The sequence below is a fragment of the Mesorhizobium sp. BHscii genome (genome assembly GCF_053848065.1).
In genome coordinates this window covers 43,517-59,612 of the sequence record NZ_JBSPKW010000004.1, presented here as the reverse complement: position 1 = coordinate 59,612, position 16,096 = coordinate 43,517, and the positions used below count along the sequence as shown (strand labels likewise).

The 16,096-nt window shown below is 64.5% G+C and carries 15 protein-coding genes; 10 read left to right on the top strand and 5 right to left on the bottom strand.

What is annotated here, in order from left to right; genetic code table 11:
• Positions 1-4 precede the first annotated feature (4 nt).
• Positions 5-1,141: an alpha-hydroxy acid oxidase gene (locus tag ACWTU7_RS07580; protein ID WP_455838492.1), complete on the bottom strand. Its 1,137-nt coding sequence runs from the start codon at positions 1,139-1,141 to the stop codon at positions 5-7.
• A 302-nt stretch (positions 1,142-1,443) separates the two neighbouring features.
• Positions 1,444-2,247, bottom strand: a complete 804-nt coding sequence (locus tag ACWTU7_RS07575; RefSeq protein ID WP_455838493.1) for a FadR/GntR family transcriptional regulator — start codon at positions 2,245-2,247, stop codon at positions 1,444-1,446.
• 198 nt (positions 2,248-2,445) lie between these two features.
• Here ACWTU7_RS07575 and ACWTU7_RS07570 point away from each other — a divergent pair, with 198 nt between their 5' ends.
• The 6 genes from ACWTU7_RS07570 (at position 2,446) to glcF (ending at position 9,032) form a co-directional block, all read left to right on the top strand.
• Positions 2,446-3,768, top strand: coding sequence for a DUF3422 family protein (locus ACWTU7_RS07570; protein ID WP_455838494.1), 1,323 nt, complete (start codon positions 2,446-2,448; stop codon positions 3,766-3,768).
• A 177-nt stretch (positions 3,769-3,945) separates the two neighbouring features.
• Positions 3,946-5,442: an FAD-linked oxidase C-terminal domain-containing protein gene (locus ACWTU7_RS07565; RefSeq protein WP_455838495.1), complete on the top strand. Its 1,497-nt coding sequence runs from the start codon at positions 3,946-3,948 to the stop codon at positions 5,440-5,442.
• 2 nt (positions 5,443-5,444) lie between these two features.
• The gene (locus ACWTU7_RS07560) at positions 5,445-5,960 is read left to right on the top strand and encodes an endonuclease domain-containing protein (RefSeq protein WP_455838550.1); all 516 of its coding nucleotides are present in this window, start codon (positions 5,445-5,447) and stop codon (positions 5,958-5,960) included.
• 76 nt (positions 5,961-6,036) lie between these two features.
• Positions 6,037-7,293, top strand: coding sequence for an FAD-binding protein (locus ACWTU7_RS07555; protein ID WP_455838496.1), 1,257 nt, complete (start codon positions 6,037-6,039; stop codon positions 7,291-7,293).
• On the top strand, positions 7,290-7,691 hold the full coding sequence (locus ACWTU7_RS07550) for a DUF4870 family protein (protein ID WP_455838497.1): 402 nt from the start codon (positions 7,290-7,292) through the stop codon (positions 7,689-7,691). Before ACWTU7_RS07555 ends, ACWTU7_RS07550 begins: the two co-directional genes overlap by 4 nt.
• Before the next feature lie 9 nt (positions 7,692-7,700).
• Complete coding sequence (glcF, locus tag ACWTU7_RS07545) at positions 7,701-9,032, top strand: glycolate oxidase subunit GlcF (protein WP_455838498.1); 1,332 nt, start codon at positions 7,701-7,703, stop codon at positions 9,030-9,032.
• Positions 9,033-9,229: 197 nt separating this feature from the next.
• Here glcF and ACWTU7_RS07540 read toward each other — a convergent pair whose 3' ends face one another.
• Positions 9,230-10,150, bottom strand: coding sequence for a bifunctional 5,10-methylenetetrahydrofolate dehydrogenase/5,10-methenyltetrahydrofolate cyclohydrolase (locus ACWTU7_RS07540; RefSeq protein WP_095519004.1), 921 nt, complete (start codon positions 10,148-10,150; stop codon positions 9,230-9,232).
• Between the two features lie 272 nt (positions 10,151-10,422).
• Positions 10,423-11,169 carry a L,D-transpeptidase family protein gene (locus tag ACWTU7_RS07535; RefSeq protein WP_455838499.1) on the bottom strand — a complete coding sequence of 249 codons (747 nt, stop codon included), beginning with the start codon at positions 11,167-11,169 and terminating at the stop codon, positions 10,423-10,425.
• 213 nt (positions 11,170-11,382) lie between these two features.
• On the opposite strand from ACWTU7_RS07535, the gene ACWTU7_RS07530 reads away from it, so the two are divergent.
• A complete protein-coding gene (locus ACWTU7_RS07530) occupies positions 11,383-12,018 on the top strand; it encodes a DNA-3-methyladenine glycosylase I (protein WP_455838500.1) in 636 nt (211 codons plus the stop codon).
• A 52-nt stretch (positions 12,019-12,070) separates the two neighbouring features.
• Here the strand turns inward: ACWTU7_RS07530 and ACWTU7_RS07525 are convergent, their stop codons facing one another.
• On the bottom strand, positions 12,071-12,322 hold the full coding sequence (locus tag ACWTU7_RS07525; RefSeq protein ID WP_455838501.1) for a hypothetical protein: 252 nt from the start codon (positions 12,320-12,322) through the stop codon (positions 12,071-12,073).
• A gap of 215 nt (positions 12,323-12,537) precedes the next feature.
• Here ACWTU7_RS07525 and hisS point away from each other — a divergent pair, with 215 nt between their 5' ends.
• From hisS to hisG, 3 genes are all read left to right on the top strand, one after another.
• Complete coding sequence (gene hisS / locus ACWTU7_RS07520) at positions 12,538-14,037, top strand: histidine--tRNA ligase (protein ID WP_455838502.1); 1,500 nt, start codon at positions 12,538-12,540, stop codon at positions 14,035-14,037.
• A gap of 174 nt (positions 14,038-14,211) precedes the next feature.
• On the top strand, positions 14,212-15,333 hold the full coding sequence (locus ACWTU7_RS07515) for an ATP phosphoribosyltransferase regulatory subunit (protein WP_455838503.1): 1,122 nt from the start codon (positions 14,212-14,214) through the stop codon (positions 15,331-15,333).
• Positions 15,330-16,034 (top strand): ATP phosphoribosyltransferase, encoded by a 705-nt coding sequence (hisG, locus tag ACWTU7_RS07510; protein WP_455838504.1) that lies wholly within the window; start codon positions 15,330-15,332, stop codon positions 16,032-16,034. The genes ACWTU7_RS07515 and hisG overlap by 4 nt, the downstream gene beginning before the upstream one ends.
• Positions 16,035-16,096 lie beyond the last annotated feature (62 nt).

Below are 16,096 nucleotides of genomic sequence, written 5' to 3'. Positions count from 1 at the left end.
GAGTCTAACGCCGAAGCTGATCCTTGCCCATGTCGGTTACCAGACGCTTTCCGCACAGTGCCAGCGTTATGTCCATCTCCTTGCGGATGATTTCCAAGGCTTTGGTGACGCCATCCTTGCCGAGCGCGCCAAGGCCGTAAAGGAAAGGCCGGCCGATATAGGTGCCCTTGGCGCCAAGACACAGCGCCTTTAGCACGTCCTGGCCCGAGCGGATGCCGCCATCCATATGCACCTCGACCGTGTCACCGACAGCGTCGGCGATCTCTTCCAGCACCTCGATCGACGACGGCGCACCGTCGAGCTGGCGCCCGCCATGATTGGAGACGATGATCGCGTCGGCGCCGGTCTTGGCCGCCATCAGCGCGTCTTCCTTGTCGAGGATGCCTTTCAGGATCAGCTTGCCGCCCCAGCGTTCCTTGATCCAGGCAACGTCCTTCCACGACAGATGCGGATCGAATTGCTCCGTCGTCCATGAGGACAGCGAGGTGAGGTCGCCGACGCCCTTGGCGTGGCCGACGATGTTGCGGAAGGTCCGGCGCTGGGTACCGGCCATGCCGATGCACCAGCCCGGCCTGGTCGCCATCTGCCAGATGTGTTTCGGCGTGAAGCGCGGCGGCGCCGACAGCCCGTTGCGGATATCCTTATGGCGCTGGCCGAGGATCTGCAGATCGAGCGTCAACACCAGCGCCGAGCATTTCGCCGCCTTCGCCCTGTCGATGAGATTGAGGACGAAATCCTTGTCGCGCAGCACATAGAGCTGGAACCAGAACGGCTTCTTGGTCACCGATGCGACATCCTCGATCGAGCAGATGCTCATCGTCGAAAGCGTGAACGGCACGCCGAATTCCTCCGCCGCCTGCGCCGCCAGCATCTCGCCGTCGGGGTGCTGCATGCCGGTCATACCGGTCGGCGCCAGCGCCACCGGCATCGCCACCTTCTCGCCGATCATGGTCGATTCCAGCGAGCGGTTGCTCATGTCGACCAGCACGCGCTGGCGAAACTTGATCTTTTGGAAATCCTCCTCGTTGGCGCGGTAGGTGCTTTCGGTCCATCCACCTGAATCGGCATAGTCGAAGAACATCTTCGGCACGCGGCGGCGCGCCAGGTCCTTGAGATCGGCGATGGTGAGGATCATGCTCATGGGTTTTCCGCTGGTTGTTCGCTAATTCGTCATTGATTTTTCTTGGCCGGCGCTCAGAGGCTGTTTGGAAAGTCGCTCCGGCGAGTCATATGGTGGTGGTTTCGAGAACCGGAGCGGAGCGGACATTTTGGGTCCGTGAGCCCGCGCATGACCCCGAAAATTGGAAAGATTTTCGGAAAGGATCATGCGCAAAATCAAAAGTGCTACAGCGTCCTTTGCGCGTCCAAAGGACGCGCGGCGCTGTAGGTAAGCGCAGAAAACGCCATCAGATGGCCGCCGCAGTAGAGTTTCCAAACAGTCTCTCACGAGCGTTTTCTTGCCGGCTCGCTGTCGCCGGCCTCTGAGCGCTGCATCAGCCTCAGCCGCGACACACGCTGCCAGTCGCCGCTACGCTCGGCCTCGGCCATGGTGCGTTCGACATGGGTGATGTGGTCCATCGCCGCCTGCCGTGCGGCCGCCGGATCGCCGGCCTTGACCGCCGCGTAGATCGCCCGGTGCTGCGAAAGCAGCGCTTCGCGCGCGCCCGGCACGTTGAACACCAAGAGCCGGTTCTGGAAGACGCCCTCCGACAGCAGCCGGTAGCACGAGCGCAGCGTGTGCAGGAGGATGATGTTGTGCGCGCATTCGCAGATCGCGTGGTGGAACTCGACGTCGATTTCCGCCTCGTCGTCGAAATTGCCGGTCCGGTGGGCCTCGTCCATGCGCGCCATGATGCGGTCGAGCAACGCCAGATCGTCGGATGTTGCACGCCGCGCCGCGTACTCGGCCGCCACCGCTTCGATCTCGCGGCGGTATTCCAGATAGTCGGTCGCCGCCTTGCGGTGCATGGAGATCAGGTCCGTCACCGGCTTGGTGAACAGCTGGCCGATGACGTCCGCGACATGGGTGCCGCCGCCGGGCCGCGTCGTCAAAAGCCCGCGCCCCTCCAGCGCCTTCAGCGCATCGCGCAGGATCGGCCGCGACACCTCGAACTGCCGTGCCAACTCGCGCTCGCCCGGCAGCCTGTCGCCGGTGCGCAGAACGCCTTCGAGGATCAGGCTCTCGATCTGCTGCACCACCTCGTCGGCGGTGCGGGAATGCTCGATCCTGGAGAAAATATCGCTCAACGGGGATGGCCTGGGATTGAACCGGTGTCGAGCAGGATAAAGCCAGTGTCGCCAACTGGTCAAATTATTTATCCAATTCGTCGGTTTGCCCGGGTCCTACGTCGTCGCGGCATATCGATTTCGGCTAACTTGTCGTTTGCGTCCCCCGGCAATTGGCTCTAGAGGGACGCGATTGCACCAGGCCCGGGGGGACCAGCCGTGGCAGATGACCCGTCCAATCTCAAATTTCAGCCGCGCGTCCAGGGCAGCGTCATGGGCTTTCCCGCGCATCAGGGACGGCCTGGCGCGCTCGGCGAGGTTCACGCCCGTCCGCATCCGCTGGTCGAGACACCGCGCGTGCTGGTGCAGCTTTCCTTCATGACCGAAGCTGGGTCCGGCGTCGACCAGGCCGTGCTTTCCGAATTGTCGCGGCGGCTCGGCATCGCCGCGCCTGAGCCTCATGCCCGCCACCACGCGATGAAGTGGGGCAAGGGCTCGCTGCGCTGGGAACGGCACACGGAATTCTCCACCTATCTGTGGGAAGGGCCGCTCTCCGAGAGCGGCCAGCGCCAGGAAGCTTCGCCTTTCGGCCACGGGTTTTCGCCACCGGGAACGGTGATTTCCGGCATCAGGCTCGAAATCCGCAAATGGACGCAGGCGAGCGAAAAGCTGATCGCCAGCTTCGACCCGACCAGCCTGTGCTATTCGCTGGTCGAGCGCGGCAACGCCACCATCGTCACCGATTTCCGCCAGGACGGTGACGGCATGACCCGCATGCTGGTGCTCGACCGCGGCCTGACGCCGGCACGCACCGGCGCGCTGGCGCAGCGGCTGATCGATATCGAAACCTACCGCACGCTGGCCATGCTTGGCCTGCCGCTGGCGCTGATGCAGTCCGGTCGCGCGCGCCGCATCGAAGACAGGCTGGCGCAGACCACACTAGAAATGAAAGTCGCCGAAACCCGCGACAGCCAGACGCTGCTTGCCGACCTGACCGAGCTTGCCGCCGAGCTGGAGGCCGATGCAGCCTCCAGCCTCTATCGCTTCGGCGCCAGCCGCGCCTATGACGGCATCGTCCGCGAACGGCTGGAGGCGCTGGAGGAGGAGGCCGTGCCCGGCTACGACACCTGGGGCGGGTTCCTGCAGCGTCGCGTCGCCCCCGCCATGCGCACCTGCCGTTCGGTCGAGGAGCGTCAGGCCAATCTGTCGACGAAGCTCACCCGCGCCACCACGCTGCTGCGCACCTGGGTCGACGTCGAAGTCGAGAAGCAGAACCGCGATCTGCTGGCGTCGATGAACAACCGCGCCCGCCTGCAACTGCGGCTGCAGCAGACGGTAGAAGGGCTCTCGGTGGCCGCCGTCTCCTACTACGTCGTCGGCCTCATCGGCTACGTCGCCAAGGGCGCCTCGATCTACGGCCATGCCTTCGCGCCCGAGCTCGTCACCGCCGCCTCGGTGCCACTCGCCATCCTGCTGGTCTGGTGGGGCGTGCGCCGTGTGCGCCGTTTGCACTCCGAACCCGCCAAGCAGGCGGGCGAGTAGGAGCGGATCACCCTCCCGGTCCAAACAACCCACAAGGGGAGGATGAAATCGCAGCGGCAGATTGCCGCTGCGGAAGGCCGTCCCGGTGTCGGCGCTCGATTTCGGCCAAAGCAGGATTTGCAACAGGCGCCTGCCGCTGGTAAAAGATTTTTACCAGTCGATCGAAGGAGACTGTCGATGTCCGGCCTGCTGATGCCGAAGCCAGACGACGCCACGATGCGCCGGCGCGACGAGATCGTCGCCGATATGCGCATCATCGTGCCGGGCGAAGGCGTCGTCGACGCTGCCAATTCGATGCGTGCGTTCGAGAGCGACGGCCTCACCGCCTATCGGCAATTGCCGCTGGTCGTGGTGCTGCCCGAAACGGTGGCGCAGGTCTCGCGCGTGCTGAAATATTGCAACGACCGCAACATCCGCGTCGTGCCGCGCGGCTCCGGCACCTCGCTGTCCGGCGGCGCGCTGCCGCTCGAAGATGCCGTGCTGCTGGTGATGAGCAGGTTCAACCACATTCTCGAGATCGATTTTCCCAACCGCATCGTCGTCGCCCAGCCGGGCGTCACCAATCTCGGCATCACCACCGCCGTCGAGCAGGAAGGCTTTTACTACGCCCCCGATCCATCCTCCCAGATCGCCTGCTCGATCGGCGGCAATGTCGCGGAGAATTCCGGCGGCGTGCATTGCCTGAAGTACGGTCTTACCGCCAACAATGTGCTCGGTATCGAGATGGTGCTGATGAACGGCGAGGTGGTGCGGCTCGGCGGCAAGCATCTCGACGCGGAAGGCTACGACCTGCTCGGGGTCATGACCGGTTCCGAAGGGCTTCTCGGCGTCGTCACCGAGGTCACTGTGCGCATCCTGAAGAAGCCGGAGACGGCGCGCGCGCTGCTGATCGGCTTCCCGACCAGCGAGCAGGGTGGCCAATGCGTCGCCGACATCATCGGCGCCGGCATCATCCCGGGCGGCATGGAGATGATGGACCGCCCGGCGATCCACGCGGCCGAGGATTTCGTCCATGCCGGCTATCCCTTGGATGTCGAGGCGCTGCTGATCGTCGAGCTCGACGGGCCGGGCGTCGAGGTCGATCACCTGATCGGCCTTGTCGAAGCCATCGCCTATAGGAACGGCTCGACCACATGCCGCGTCTCGCAGTCGGAGCAAGAGAGGCTGAGCTTCTGGGCCGGCCGCAAAGCTGCCTTTCCGGCGGTCGGCCGCATCTCGCCCGACTACTACTGCATGGACGGCACCATCCCGCGCAAGGAACTGCCGCGCGTGCTGCACGGGATGCGCGAACTGTCGGAGAAATACGGCCTCGGGGTCGCCAATGTCTTCCATGCCGGCGACGGCAACCTGCATCCGCTGATCCTTTATGACGCCAATGTGCCGGGCGAGCTCGACAAGGCGGAAAGTTTCGGCGCCGACATCCTGCGGCTCTGCGTCAAAGTCGGCGGCGTGCTGACCGGCGAGCACGGGGTGGGGGTGGAGAAGCGCGACCTGATGCCAGAAATGTTCAACCAGATCGACCTCGACCAGCAGATGCGGGTCAAATGCGCTTTCGATCCCAACCATCTGCTCAACCCGGGCAAGGTGTTTCCCCAGTTGCGCCGCTGCGCCGAGCTCGGACGCATGCACGTGCATCGCGGGCAGACAGCGTTTCCGGACATTCCGAGGTTTTGATGATGGGATTTCAGAATGGGGGTTCCTCGCCCCCGCGAAGCGGGGGAGAGGTGGCTCGGGCAAAGCCCGAGACGGAGAGGGGGTCTGCGGCCGACGTGCCAAGTCGCCGCTCGCCTGAAAGGATCGCGCGTGCTCGTGAGCTTCGGCATGGCGACAATCCGATGGAAGCAACCCTGTGGACGGAACTGAAAGCCAAAAGGCTTGGCGGATATAAATTCGTGCGACAGATGCCGATCGGGCCGTATTTCGCCGACTTCGCCTGCCGAAGCGAAAAGCTGGTCGTTGAACTGGACGGAAGTCACCATGCCGAGAGTTCCTATGACAGACGACGCGACGAATTCATGCGTGGCGAAGGGTTCTCGGCAGTGCGGTTCTGGAACGTCGACGTACTCAAGAGCCGGACAAGCGTTTGCGAGACCATTCTTGCGGCGCTGGAACGGCGGTTGGCCGAAGACGTGATCGCCTCGGACCTGAGGTTCGTTTTTGCGGCCAAGAAGATTGGAGGTGGCGTTCTATGATTGCCCCCTCTCCGTCTCGGGCTTCGCCCGAGCCACCTCTCCCCCGCGTTGCGGGAGCGAGGAACCAGAGATAGCCATGACCACCTTCACTCCCTCCACCGCAGCCGAAACCCTCTCCACCGTTGCCTGGGCCGCCGCCGAAGACTCGCCGCTCGAAATCCTCGGCCATGGTTCCAAGCGCGGTATCGGCCGTCCGCTGCAGACCGAGCATACGCTCGACCTGTCGAAACTGTCCGGCGTGACGCTCTACGAGCCGGCCGAACTGGTGCTGTCGGCCAAAGCCGGCACGCCGCTCGCCGACATCGAAAGCCTGCTTGCCGAAAACGGCCAGCAGCTGGCCTTCGAGCCGCTGGATTATGGCCCGCTGCTCGGCGGTGAGTTAGGGCGAGGCACGATCGGCGGCGTGCTGGCTGCGAACCTTTGCGGCCCGCGCCGGCTGAAGGCGGGGGCGGCGCGCGACCATATTCTCGGCGTAGCGGCGGTTTCCGGTCGCGGCGAGGCCTTCAAGTCCGGCGGCCGCGTCGTCAAGAACGTCACCGGCTACGACCTGTCGAAACTCATGGCCAACAGCTGGGGCACGCTTGCCGTCCTCACCGACGTCACCTTCAAGGTGCTGCCATCAGCCGAGACCGAAGTCACGCTCGCTCTGCGCGGCCTGCTCGACGATCATGCCGCCGCCGCCATGGCGCTGGCGCTCGGCTCCAGCGCCGAAGTGTCGAGTGCGGCCCATCTTCCCGAACGCGTCGCCGCGCGGGTCGCCGGCGGGAGCCTCGGCAATGCCGCGGCGACATTGCTGCGCGTCGAGGGGTTCGGCCCGTCGGTCGCCTACCGCATCGCCGCGCTGAAAGACCTGCTCGGAAATGCCGGCCCGCTCGAGGAGATTTCGGGCGATATCTCGCATTCCGTCTGGCGCGACATCAGAGATTGCGCGCCGTTTGCCGACGGCCTGGAAAAGCCGGTGTGGCGCGTTTCGATGGCGCCGGCGCAAGGTCACCAGATGGTGCTGGCGCTGCGCATGCAGGCGGCGGCCGATGCCTTCTATGACTGGCAGGGCGGACTGATCTGGCTGCGCATGGAGCATGGCGATCCCGAAGCCGATCTTCTGCGCGGCCTGGTGAGACAGTATGGCGGCGGCCATGCGACGCTGGTGCGCGCGGCGCCTTCGCATCGCGCCGCTGTGCCGGTGTTTGAGCCGCAGGCGCCGCAACTGGCAGCGTTGTCGGCGCGGCTCAAAGCCGAATTCGATCCTAAGAATATCCTCAATCCCGGCCGTATGGCACCGGCTGCAAGCTCTGCTACTCTTGGGACGGCAACCGAGGGAGCAGCATTATGAGCGACATCAATCCAGGCCCGACCGATTCAGGTAAACCCGCGCCGCGCCAGACCGACCGCTGGCTGGAGCCGGGTTCGACCAACGCGCTGGTCATCTACATCCTCTATCTCGCCAGCCTCGTCGTCGGCGTCACCGGTATTGTTGGCATCGTGCTGGCCTATATCAACCGCGGCAAAGCAGGCGGCTTCGTCGAGAGCCACTATACATTCCTGATCCGCACCTTCTGGATCGGTCTGCTTTATGCGCTGATCTCGGTTGTGCTGATGATGGTGGCGATAGGCGTCGCGCTGATGTTCGTCGTCGCCGTCTGGTTCATTGCCCGCTGCATTCTCGGCCTGCAGGCGCTGCAGCGCGGCGAGCCGGTCAAAGACCCGGAAAGCTGGTTCTTGGGATTATAGGATTTTTGCGTGCAGACCAATTTTTCGCTTGCCCAGCTTGCCGATCCGCATGTCGCGGAATCGGAGAAGATCCTGCGCAAATGCGTGCATTGCGGCTTCTGCACGGCCACCTGCCCGACCTATGTAACGCTTGGCAACGAGTTGGATTCGCCGCGCGGGCGGATCTACCTGATCAAGGACATGCTGGAGAACGGTCGCCCCGCTGACAAGCAGATCGTCACCCATATCGACCGCTGCCTGTCCTGCCTCGCCTGCATGACAACCTGCCCGTCGGGCGTCAATTACATGCATCTGGTCGACCACGCCCGCGTCCATATCGAGGAGACCTACAGGCGCTCGCCGCTCGATCGGCTGACGCGCGCCATGCTGGCCTTTGTCCTGCCTTATCCCTCGCGCTTTCGCGCTGCGCTCAAGCTGGCGAGGCTCGCGCAGCCATTCGCCGGTCTGTTCGAAAAGATCCCGGCGCTGAAGCCGCTGGGCGCGATGCTCAAGCTTGCCCCAGCGTCGGTTCCTGCGGCCTCGCCAATGGCTTCGCCGGGCATCCATGCCGGGCAGGGCGCCGCAAAAAACGGCCGCGTCGCCATTCTCACCGGCTGCGCACAATCCGTGCTCGATCCCGGCATCAACGACACGACGATCGCGCTGCTGACGCGGTTGGGCGTCGAGGTCGTGGTTCCCGAGGGTGAGGGCTGCTGTGGCGCGCTGGTGCATCACATGGGCCGCGAGGGGGCAGCGCTTGCCTCGGCCAGGCGCAATGTCGACGCCTGGACGCGCGCCATCGACCAGCGAGGGCTGGATGCCATCGTGATCACCGCGTCGGGCTGCGGCACCACCATCAAGGACTACGGCTTCATGCTGCGCCTCGATCCGGCCTATGCCGACAAGGCGGCGCGCGTGTCGGCGCTGGCCAAGGACATCACGGAATATCTGGTGGGTCTCGACCTGCCCGAGCCGGTGCGCAAGCCCGGCACCATCGTTGCCTATCACTCTGCCTGCTCGATGCAGCACGGCCAGAAGATCACCCGCCAGCCCAAGGAGCTTTTGGCCAAGGCGGGCTTCATCGTGCGCGAGCCGCGCGAGGGGCATCTGTGCTGCGGCTCGGCCGGCACTTACAACATCCTGCAATCCGAGATTTCGGCTCAGCTACGTGATCGCAAGGTCAGGAATATCGAGGCGACAGGTGCTGAAATCGTCGCCACCGGCAATATCGGCTGCATCACCCAGATTGCGTCAGCGGCGAAGCTGCCGGTGGTGCACACGGTAAAACTGCTCGACTGGGCCTATGGCGGACCGAGGCCGGAAGGCGTTCCGGACAACAGGGCAGTCGTGGCAGCGGAGTGACGGGACAGTTCTGAGGCGAGCCCCCTCATCCGGCCGCGGAGCCTGTCCTCGGGCTTGCCGGAGGCAAGACCCGTGGGCTGCCACCTTCTCCCCGTTGGGGACAAGAGACTGGTGCCGGCCTTGAAAGCCTCCTCTCCCCTCGGGAGATGTCAGCCGAGCGAAGCGGAGGCTGGGTGAGGAGGCCTGCCGCTACGTGCCTATTCCGCCGCGAGCTTGTCCACCACACCGTAGGTCGCCTGGTAGCGTGCGCGTTGGCGGCTGAGCGCCACCATTGTGTTGCGCAAAAGAATCGCCACGGTGATCGGGCCGACGCCGCCCGGCACCGGCGTGATCCAGGACGCGACATGCTTGACGCTCTCGGCGTCGACGTCGCCAACGATGCGGCTCTCGCCGTCCGGTCCTGTCTCGGCATTGATGCCGATGTCGATGACGGCTGCACCCGGCTTGACCATGTCGGCCTTGATCAGCCGCGGCTTGCCAACGGCGACGAACAGCGCATCGGCACGGCGCGCGTGCGCTGCCACCGAGCGCGTCATGTGATGGCAGACCGTCACCGTCGCGCCCTTGCTCATCAAGAGGAAGGCGATCGGCTTGCCGACGATCTCGGAGTGGCCGACGATGACGACCTCGAGCCCCTTCAGATCGAGGCCGGTCTCCTTGAGCAGTTCGACCGAAGCGGCCGCCGTGCACGGTGCAAGGTCGAGCTGGTTGTAGACGATGTTGCCGATCGAGGCCGGGTGCATGCCCTCGACGTCCTTGAGCGGATGCACCGCCGCCTGAAGCGTCTTGATCGGGATATGCACGGGCACCGGCCGCTGGATGATGATACCGGTGACGCGCGGATCGGCATTAAGACCGTGGATCGCTGCTTCGAGTTCGCCGGCGGTGATGTCGGCGGCAAACCGTCTTTCCTCGAAACCGATGCCGGCCAATGCCGCCTTGGCGCGCTGGTTGCGCACATAAACGTCGACCGCAGCGGTGTCGCCGACGGTGATCGATATCAGTTTGGGCGGAAAACCTTCTGCGGTGGCGATCGCTGCATCCTCGCGCACCGAGGCGATGATGCGTTGGGCGACCGGGCCGCCTTTGAGATAGCGGCTGTCATCGGACAGGGGCATGTAGATTGGCCTTTGTCTGGGAACGTTGCAGCCGACATAGCAAAATAACGAGAAGAATGGCAGCGAGAATGCGAACCGCCATACCCCGGGCGCGACCTACCGGTCAAAGCTGACACTGCCAGACGTGATCCTGTCGCGCTCTAGAAACAGAAAGGGCAGCGCGGTTTGCCGCGCCGCCCTTTCTTGACTGGCCGCATCCCCACACGGCCCGTCCCCCGTATCCGATGATCCAGAGTCTTCTGGACAGAATCGGCAACAAAATCAACTGCAGATTACATCACCACAACCGTCGTGCCAACATCGACCCGCTCATAGAGGTCGACGACGTCCTCGTTGCGCATGCGAATGCAGCCCGACGACACGGCGCCGCCGATCGTCCAGGGCTGGTTGGTGCCGTGGATGCGGTAGAGCGTCGAGCCGAGATAGAGCGCGCGCGCGCCGAGCGGGTTCTCGACGCCGCCGGCGACATAGGTCGGCAGATAACGGCCGTTGGCGGCCTCGCGCGAGATCATCTGCGCCGGCGGTCGCCATTCGGGCCAGGCCTTCTTCTGCGAGATCTTGTGCTTGCCGGCCCATTCGAAGCCCGGCTTGCCGGTGCCGACGCCATAGCGCCTCGCCTTGCCGTTGTTCTCGACCAGATAAAGGAAATTCTCCCTCGTATCGATGACGATCGTGCCCGGCTTCTCCGGACCGTCATAGGCGACCTGCTGCGGCAGGTAGATCGGGTTGATCTGCGGCCGCGCGAGCAGGCGCTTCTTGGCCGGCGCCTGCATCGCCGCCGTATGCAGCTGAGCCGGTTGCGCCTGCCTTTGAGAACGGCGCTGCGGCTTTTGCATCTCTTGCCGGTTCTGGCGGACGATGCCCGGCGCGCGGCCGAGCTGCAGCACCCAGGGCGCCGAAAGGTCGGGGCTCACCATCACTGGCGGCCTGTCGGCATAGCGGTCATTGGCGCTGGAGGATGTAGCGGCAGCGGCCAGTACGGCCGCGGCGCCGAGCAGCGGGAACAAAAGTGTCTTCATCGGAACGCACCTTGATCATCGAACACGCCGGGGCCCAAAAGCGTCCCCGATTTCGCGGACATTGGGCGCGGAGCGGCAACCGAAACGTGAATCGGAATGCGTAAAATGCTCCATTGTCAGTAAACCTTTCGGCGTGGTTACCGGCCGGTTCAGGAATCTGGTAAAGCCGCGGTAAAGGCAGCGCTGAGACGCATTAACGAATGGAATTCTGCCATGGATGAGAAGACAGGCCTGCTCTCCGGACCCGACGGTGTCGCGCGCTGCTTCTGGCACGGAAATCTGCCGGATTATTTGCACTACCACGACCATGAATGGGGCCGCCCGGTCACCGACGACCGCAGGCTGTTCGAAAAGATCTGCCTCGAAGGCTTTCAATCGGGCCTGTCCTGGCTGACCATATTGCGCAAGCGCGAGAATTTCCGCGAGGCGTTCGCCGGCTTCGATATCGACAAGATCGCCGCCTTCACCGACGAGGACGTCGAGCGCCTGCTCGCCAATGCCGGCATCATCCGCCACCGCGGCAAGATCGTCTCGACCATCAACAACGCCAAGCGCGCCCGTGAAATGGCCGACGAGGCCGGCTCGCTGGCTGCCTGGTTCTGGAAGTTCGAACCCGGCCCGGACCAGCGGCCCGAAGTCATCGATCTCGCGCATCTGCGCGCCAACCCGACTACGGCGGTCTCTGTGCGGATTTCAAAGGAGCTGAAAAAACGCGGCTGGAGCTTTGTCGGCCCGACCACCGTCTACGCCTTCATGCAGGCCATGGGGCTGGTCAACGACCATCTCGAGGGCTGTGTCTGCCGCGAGCAGGTCGAGGCGGAGCGCAAGGCGTTCAAGCGGCCGAAGTGAGCTTCCTTTTTGCCTTCTCCCACACAGGGGAGAAGGCAGGGCGCTCAAAAACTCAAGCGCCGCTGGCGCCGGCCAGAAAAAGCCCGGCGACGATGGCCGCCACCGTGGCAAGGGCTGGGTAGATCACCAGCAGGCCGGTCACCAGCGCATCGCGCATGGTCGGTCCTGTACGCTCGTCCGTGGCAACCTCGAACGGTCCCGCCATTTGGGTTGCAGGCAACGGTGCATGATGATCGGCCGGCCGCAGCCGGGGCAGCTCGCGGGCGCCGCTGTCGATGATGTCGAATTGCCGTGCCGTGGTCATGGCTCGAACCCCTTGTTTCGGCGCGCTTTATCGGCTGCGATTGTGTCGGCACGATGCCGCGCTCATGGCGGAATTGTTTCGTTTTGGCCCGGTGTGTTTCAGGAAAGGTACAAACCCTTGCCGCTCCCGGCTGCATCGGTTAGGACACCCGCGCTGTGGAAATTCAGTAATTTTGCCGATCCACGGAACGCTAGGAAACACCGAGTACCCATACGATGGCCGACAAATCGGAAAAGATGAAAGCGCGGCTGCCGCGCGGGCTTGTCGACCGCGGCGCCGACGATATCCGCGCCGTCGAGAAGATGATGGCGACGATCCGCTCGGTCTATGAGCTTTACGGCTTCGAGCCGGTCGAGCAGCCGATGATCGAATACACCGATGCGCTGGGCAAATTCCTGCCCGACCAGGATCGGCCGAACGAGGGCGTATTCTCCTTCCAGGACGACGATGACCAGTGGCTCTCGCTGCGCTACGATTTGACCGCGCCGATGGCCCGCTTCGTCGCCGAGAACTTCGAGCGTCTGTCTAAACCCTATCGCAGCTACCGCTCCGGCTGGGTGTTCCGCAACGAGAAGCCCGGCCCCGGCCGCTTCCGCCAGTTCATGCAGTTCGATGCCGACACGGTCGGCACGCCGGGTGTGGCGGCGGACGCCGAAATGGCGATGATGATGGCCGACGTGATGGAGGCGCTGGGCATCAAACGCGGCGACTACGTCATTAGGGTCAACAATCGCAAGGTGCTCGACGGCGTGCTCGAGGCGATCGGCCTCGGTGGCGACGAGAACGTCGGCCGCCGGCTGACGGTGCTGCGGGCGATCGACAAACTGGACAAGCTGGGCGTCGAGGGGGTTCGTCTGCTGCTTGGCACCGGACGCAAGGACGAGAGCGGTGATTTTACCAAGGGCGCCGGGCTGGACAACGTTCAAGCTGAGGCAATCCTTCACGCTACGGCGAAGCCTGAGCTAGGTGATTTAGGACACCCGGTCTCCGCAGTGAGAGCCAGCCAGTCCTTCAACGAAGGCGTTGCCGAACTATCAACCATTGAAGACTTGGTAAGGGCAGCTGGATATGGCGAAGACCGAATAGTTATGGATCGTTCCGTCGTTCGTGGTCTCGAATATTATACCGGTCCGGTCTACGAAGCCGAGCTCCTGGCCGAAATCCCCAACGAAGAGGGAAAAATCGTGCGCTTCGGCTCGGTTGGCGGTGGCGGGCGTTATGACGGCCTCGTCTCGCGCTTTCGTGGCGAGCCGGTGCCGGCGACCGGCTTTTCCATCGGCGTCTCCAGGCTGATGACGGCGCTGAAGAACCTCAGCAAGCTCGACATGTCGGATGTCGTCGCGCCGGTCGTCGTGCTCACCATGGACAAGGACACCGAAAGCCTCGGCCGCTACCAGAAGTTGGTGGCCGAGCTGCGCGCCGCCGGCATCCGCTCCGAAATGTATCTTGGCGGCGCCGGCATGAAGGCGCAGCTCAAATATGCCGACCGCCGCGGCAGCCCGGTCGCCATCATCCAGGGCGGCGACGAGCGGGCCAAGGCTGAGGTGCAGATCAAGGACCTGATCGAGGGCGCCCGCATGTCGGCGGAGATTGCGGACAACGCCGAATGGCGCGCCGCACGCCCGGCGCAGGTGACGGTGGCGGAAAGCGAGCTGGTTGGCGAGGTCAGGAAGATACTCGCGGCGCAGGCCGAGGAGCGAGCGCGTGGCAAGTAGGGCGCCGGTCTCCCCTTCTCCCCTTGTGGGAGAAGGTGGCCGAGCGAAGCTCGGTCGGATGAGGGGTGCTCCAGGGAGCGCCGACGCCTCATTTCTTCCAGCACCCCTCATCCGTCTTGGCGCTTCGCGCCAATCCACCTTCTCCCACAAGGGGAGAAGGCAAGGTGGGGTCCCATGACCTCCCGTTACCCCGCCATCGCCGCGGACATCGCGGCGCTCTTCGCCGCGCGAAACACGCATGCGGTGGAAGTCGCGGTGCTGCAGCCGGCCGACCCCTTCCTCGACATGGCGGGAGAGGATCTGCGCCGGCGTATTTTCCTCACCGAAAGCGAGACCGGACAGACGCTTTGCCTGCGGCCGGAATTCACCATTCCGGTCTGCCTCGACCATATCGCCAGCCAGGCCGGCACGCCGCGCCGTTATTCCTATCTCGGCGAGGTGTTTCGCCAGCGTCGCGAGGGCGGCAATGAATTCTTCCAGGCCGGCATCGAGGATCTCGGCGACCGCGACACGGCGCAAGCGGACGCGCGTTCGCTGGCCGATGCGCATGCGCTGCTTTCGCTGGTGCTGCCGGACCAGGCACTGGCGATCACGCTCGGCGATCAGACCATATTCGAAGCGGTGCTCGCCGCGCTCGGCCTGCCGCGCGGCTGGCGCATGCGGCTGGCCCGGGCTTTCGGTTCGGCGGCGATGCTGGAGGCAGCGCTTGCCGACCTCGCCAACCCGCCACGCAACGGCCAGCTCGCCGGCCCAGTCGCTGCCCTTGTCCTCAATGGCGACCTGGAAGGGCTTTCGTCGCACATCGCCGGCGGCATGGAGCAAGCGGGGCTGTCGGCGTCGGCCGGGCGCTCGCCGGCCGACATTGCTAGGCGGCTCATCGAAAAGGCCGAACTGCGCAGCGTGCGGCTGTCGAACGAGGCGTTTTCGGCGCTGAAGGATTTTCTGGCGATCGACGTAGCGCTTGACGGCGCCGCACAGGCGCTCGAAACGTTCGCGGCCGGCGCCGGGCTTTCGCTGGGCGCGGCGCTGGACAATTTTTCCGCACGTGCAAAGTCGATCGAAGCTCTTGGCCTGCCCACGGCAAAAATCCGCTACGACGCCGCCTTCGGTCGTCCGCTCGACTATTACACCGGTCTGGTCTTCGAGATCGCGGCGGAAAACGGCGACCGGCCGCTGGCCGGCGGCGGCCGCTATGACCGCTTGCTGACGCTGCTCGGCGCGAAAACGCCGATCCCCGGCGTCGGCTTTTCCGTCTGGCTCGACCGCATCGAAGCGTTGCGGGAGAAGGCGCAATGATCACGCTGGCGATCCCGTCGAAGGGCCGGCTCAAGGAGCAGGCGCTGGAGGTGCTGGCCAACGCCGGGCTTGCCGTCAGCCTGCCCGGCGACGAGCGTAAATACCGCGCCCGCATCGAAGGTGTGGAGAGCGTCGAGGTGGCGTTTCTGTCGGCGACCGAAATATCAGGCGAGATCGGCCAGGGCTCGGTCGACCTCGGCATCACCGGCGAGGATCTGTTGCGCGAAAGCCTCGCCGATTGGGAGGCGCGTGCGGAGATCGTCGCCCGCCTCGGTTTCGGCAACGCCGATGTCGTGGTGGCGGTGCCCGACATCTGGCTCGATGTCGATACGATGGCCGATCTCGACGATGTCGCCGCCGATTTCCGACAGCGCCACGGCAGGCGGCTCAGGATCGCCACCAAATACTGGCGGCTGACGCAGCAGTTCTTTTCGCAAAAGCACGGTATCCAGGTCTATCGCATCGTCGAGAGCCTGGGCGCCACCGAAGGCGCGCCGGCGGCGGGATTGGCCGATGTCGTCGTCGACATCACAACGTCAGGCTCGACGCTGCGCGCCAACCATCTGAAGGTGCTGGCCGACGGCGTCATTCTGCGCTCGCAGGCCTGCCTTGTCGCATCGCGGAAGATCCGCGCCGCTGCGGATGAAGCAGTTCTGCGCGACATCGCGGCGAAGATGGCAGGCGCAATCCCTCCCCCTTGAGGGGAGGGTGCCTCGCGGAGCGAGGCGGGTGGGGTCGTCTCACGTCGAGCGCTGCCGCAAAC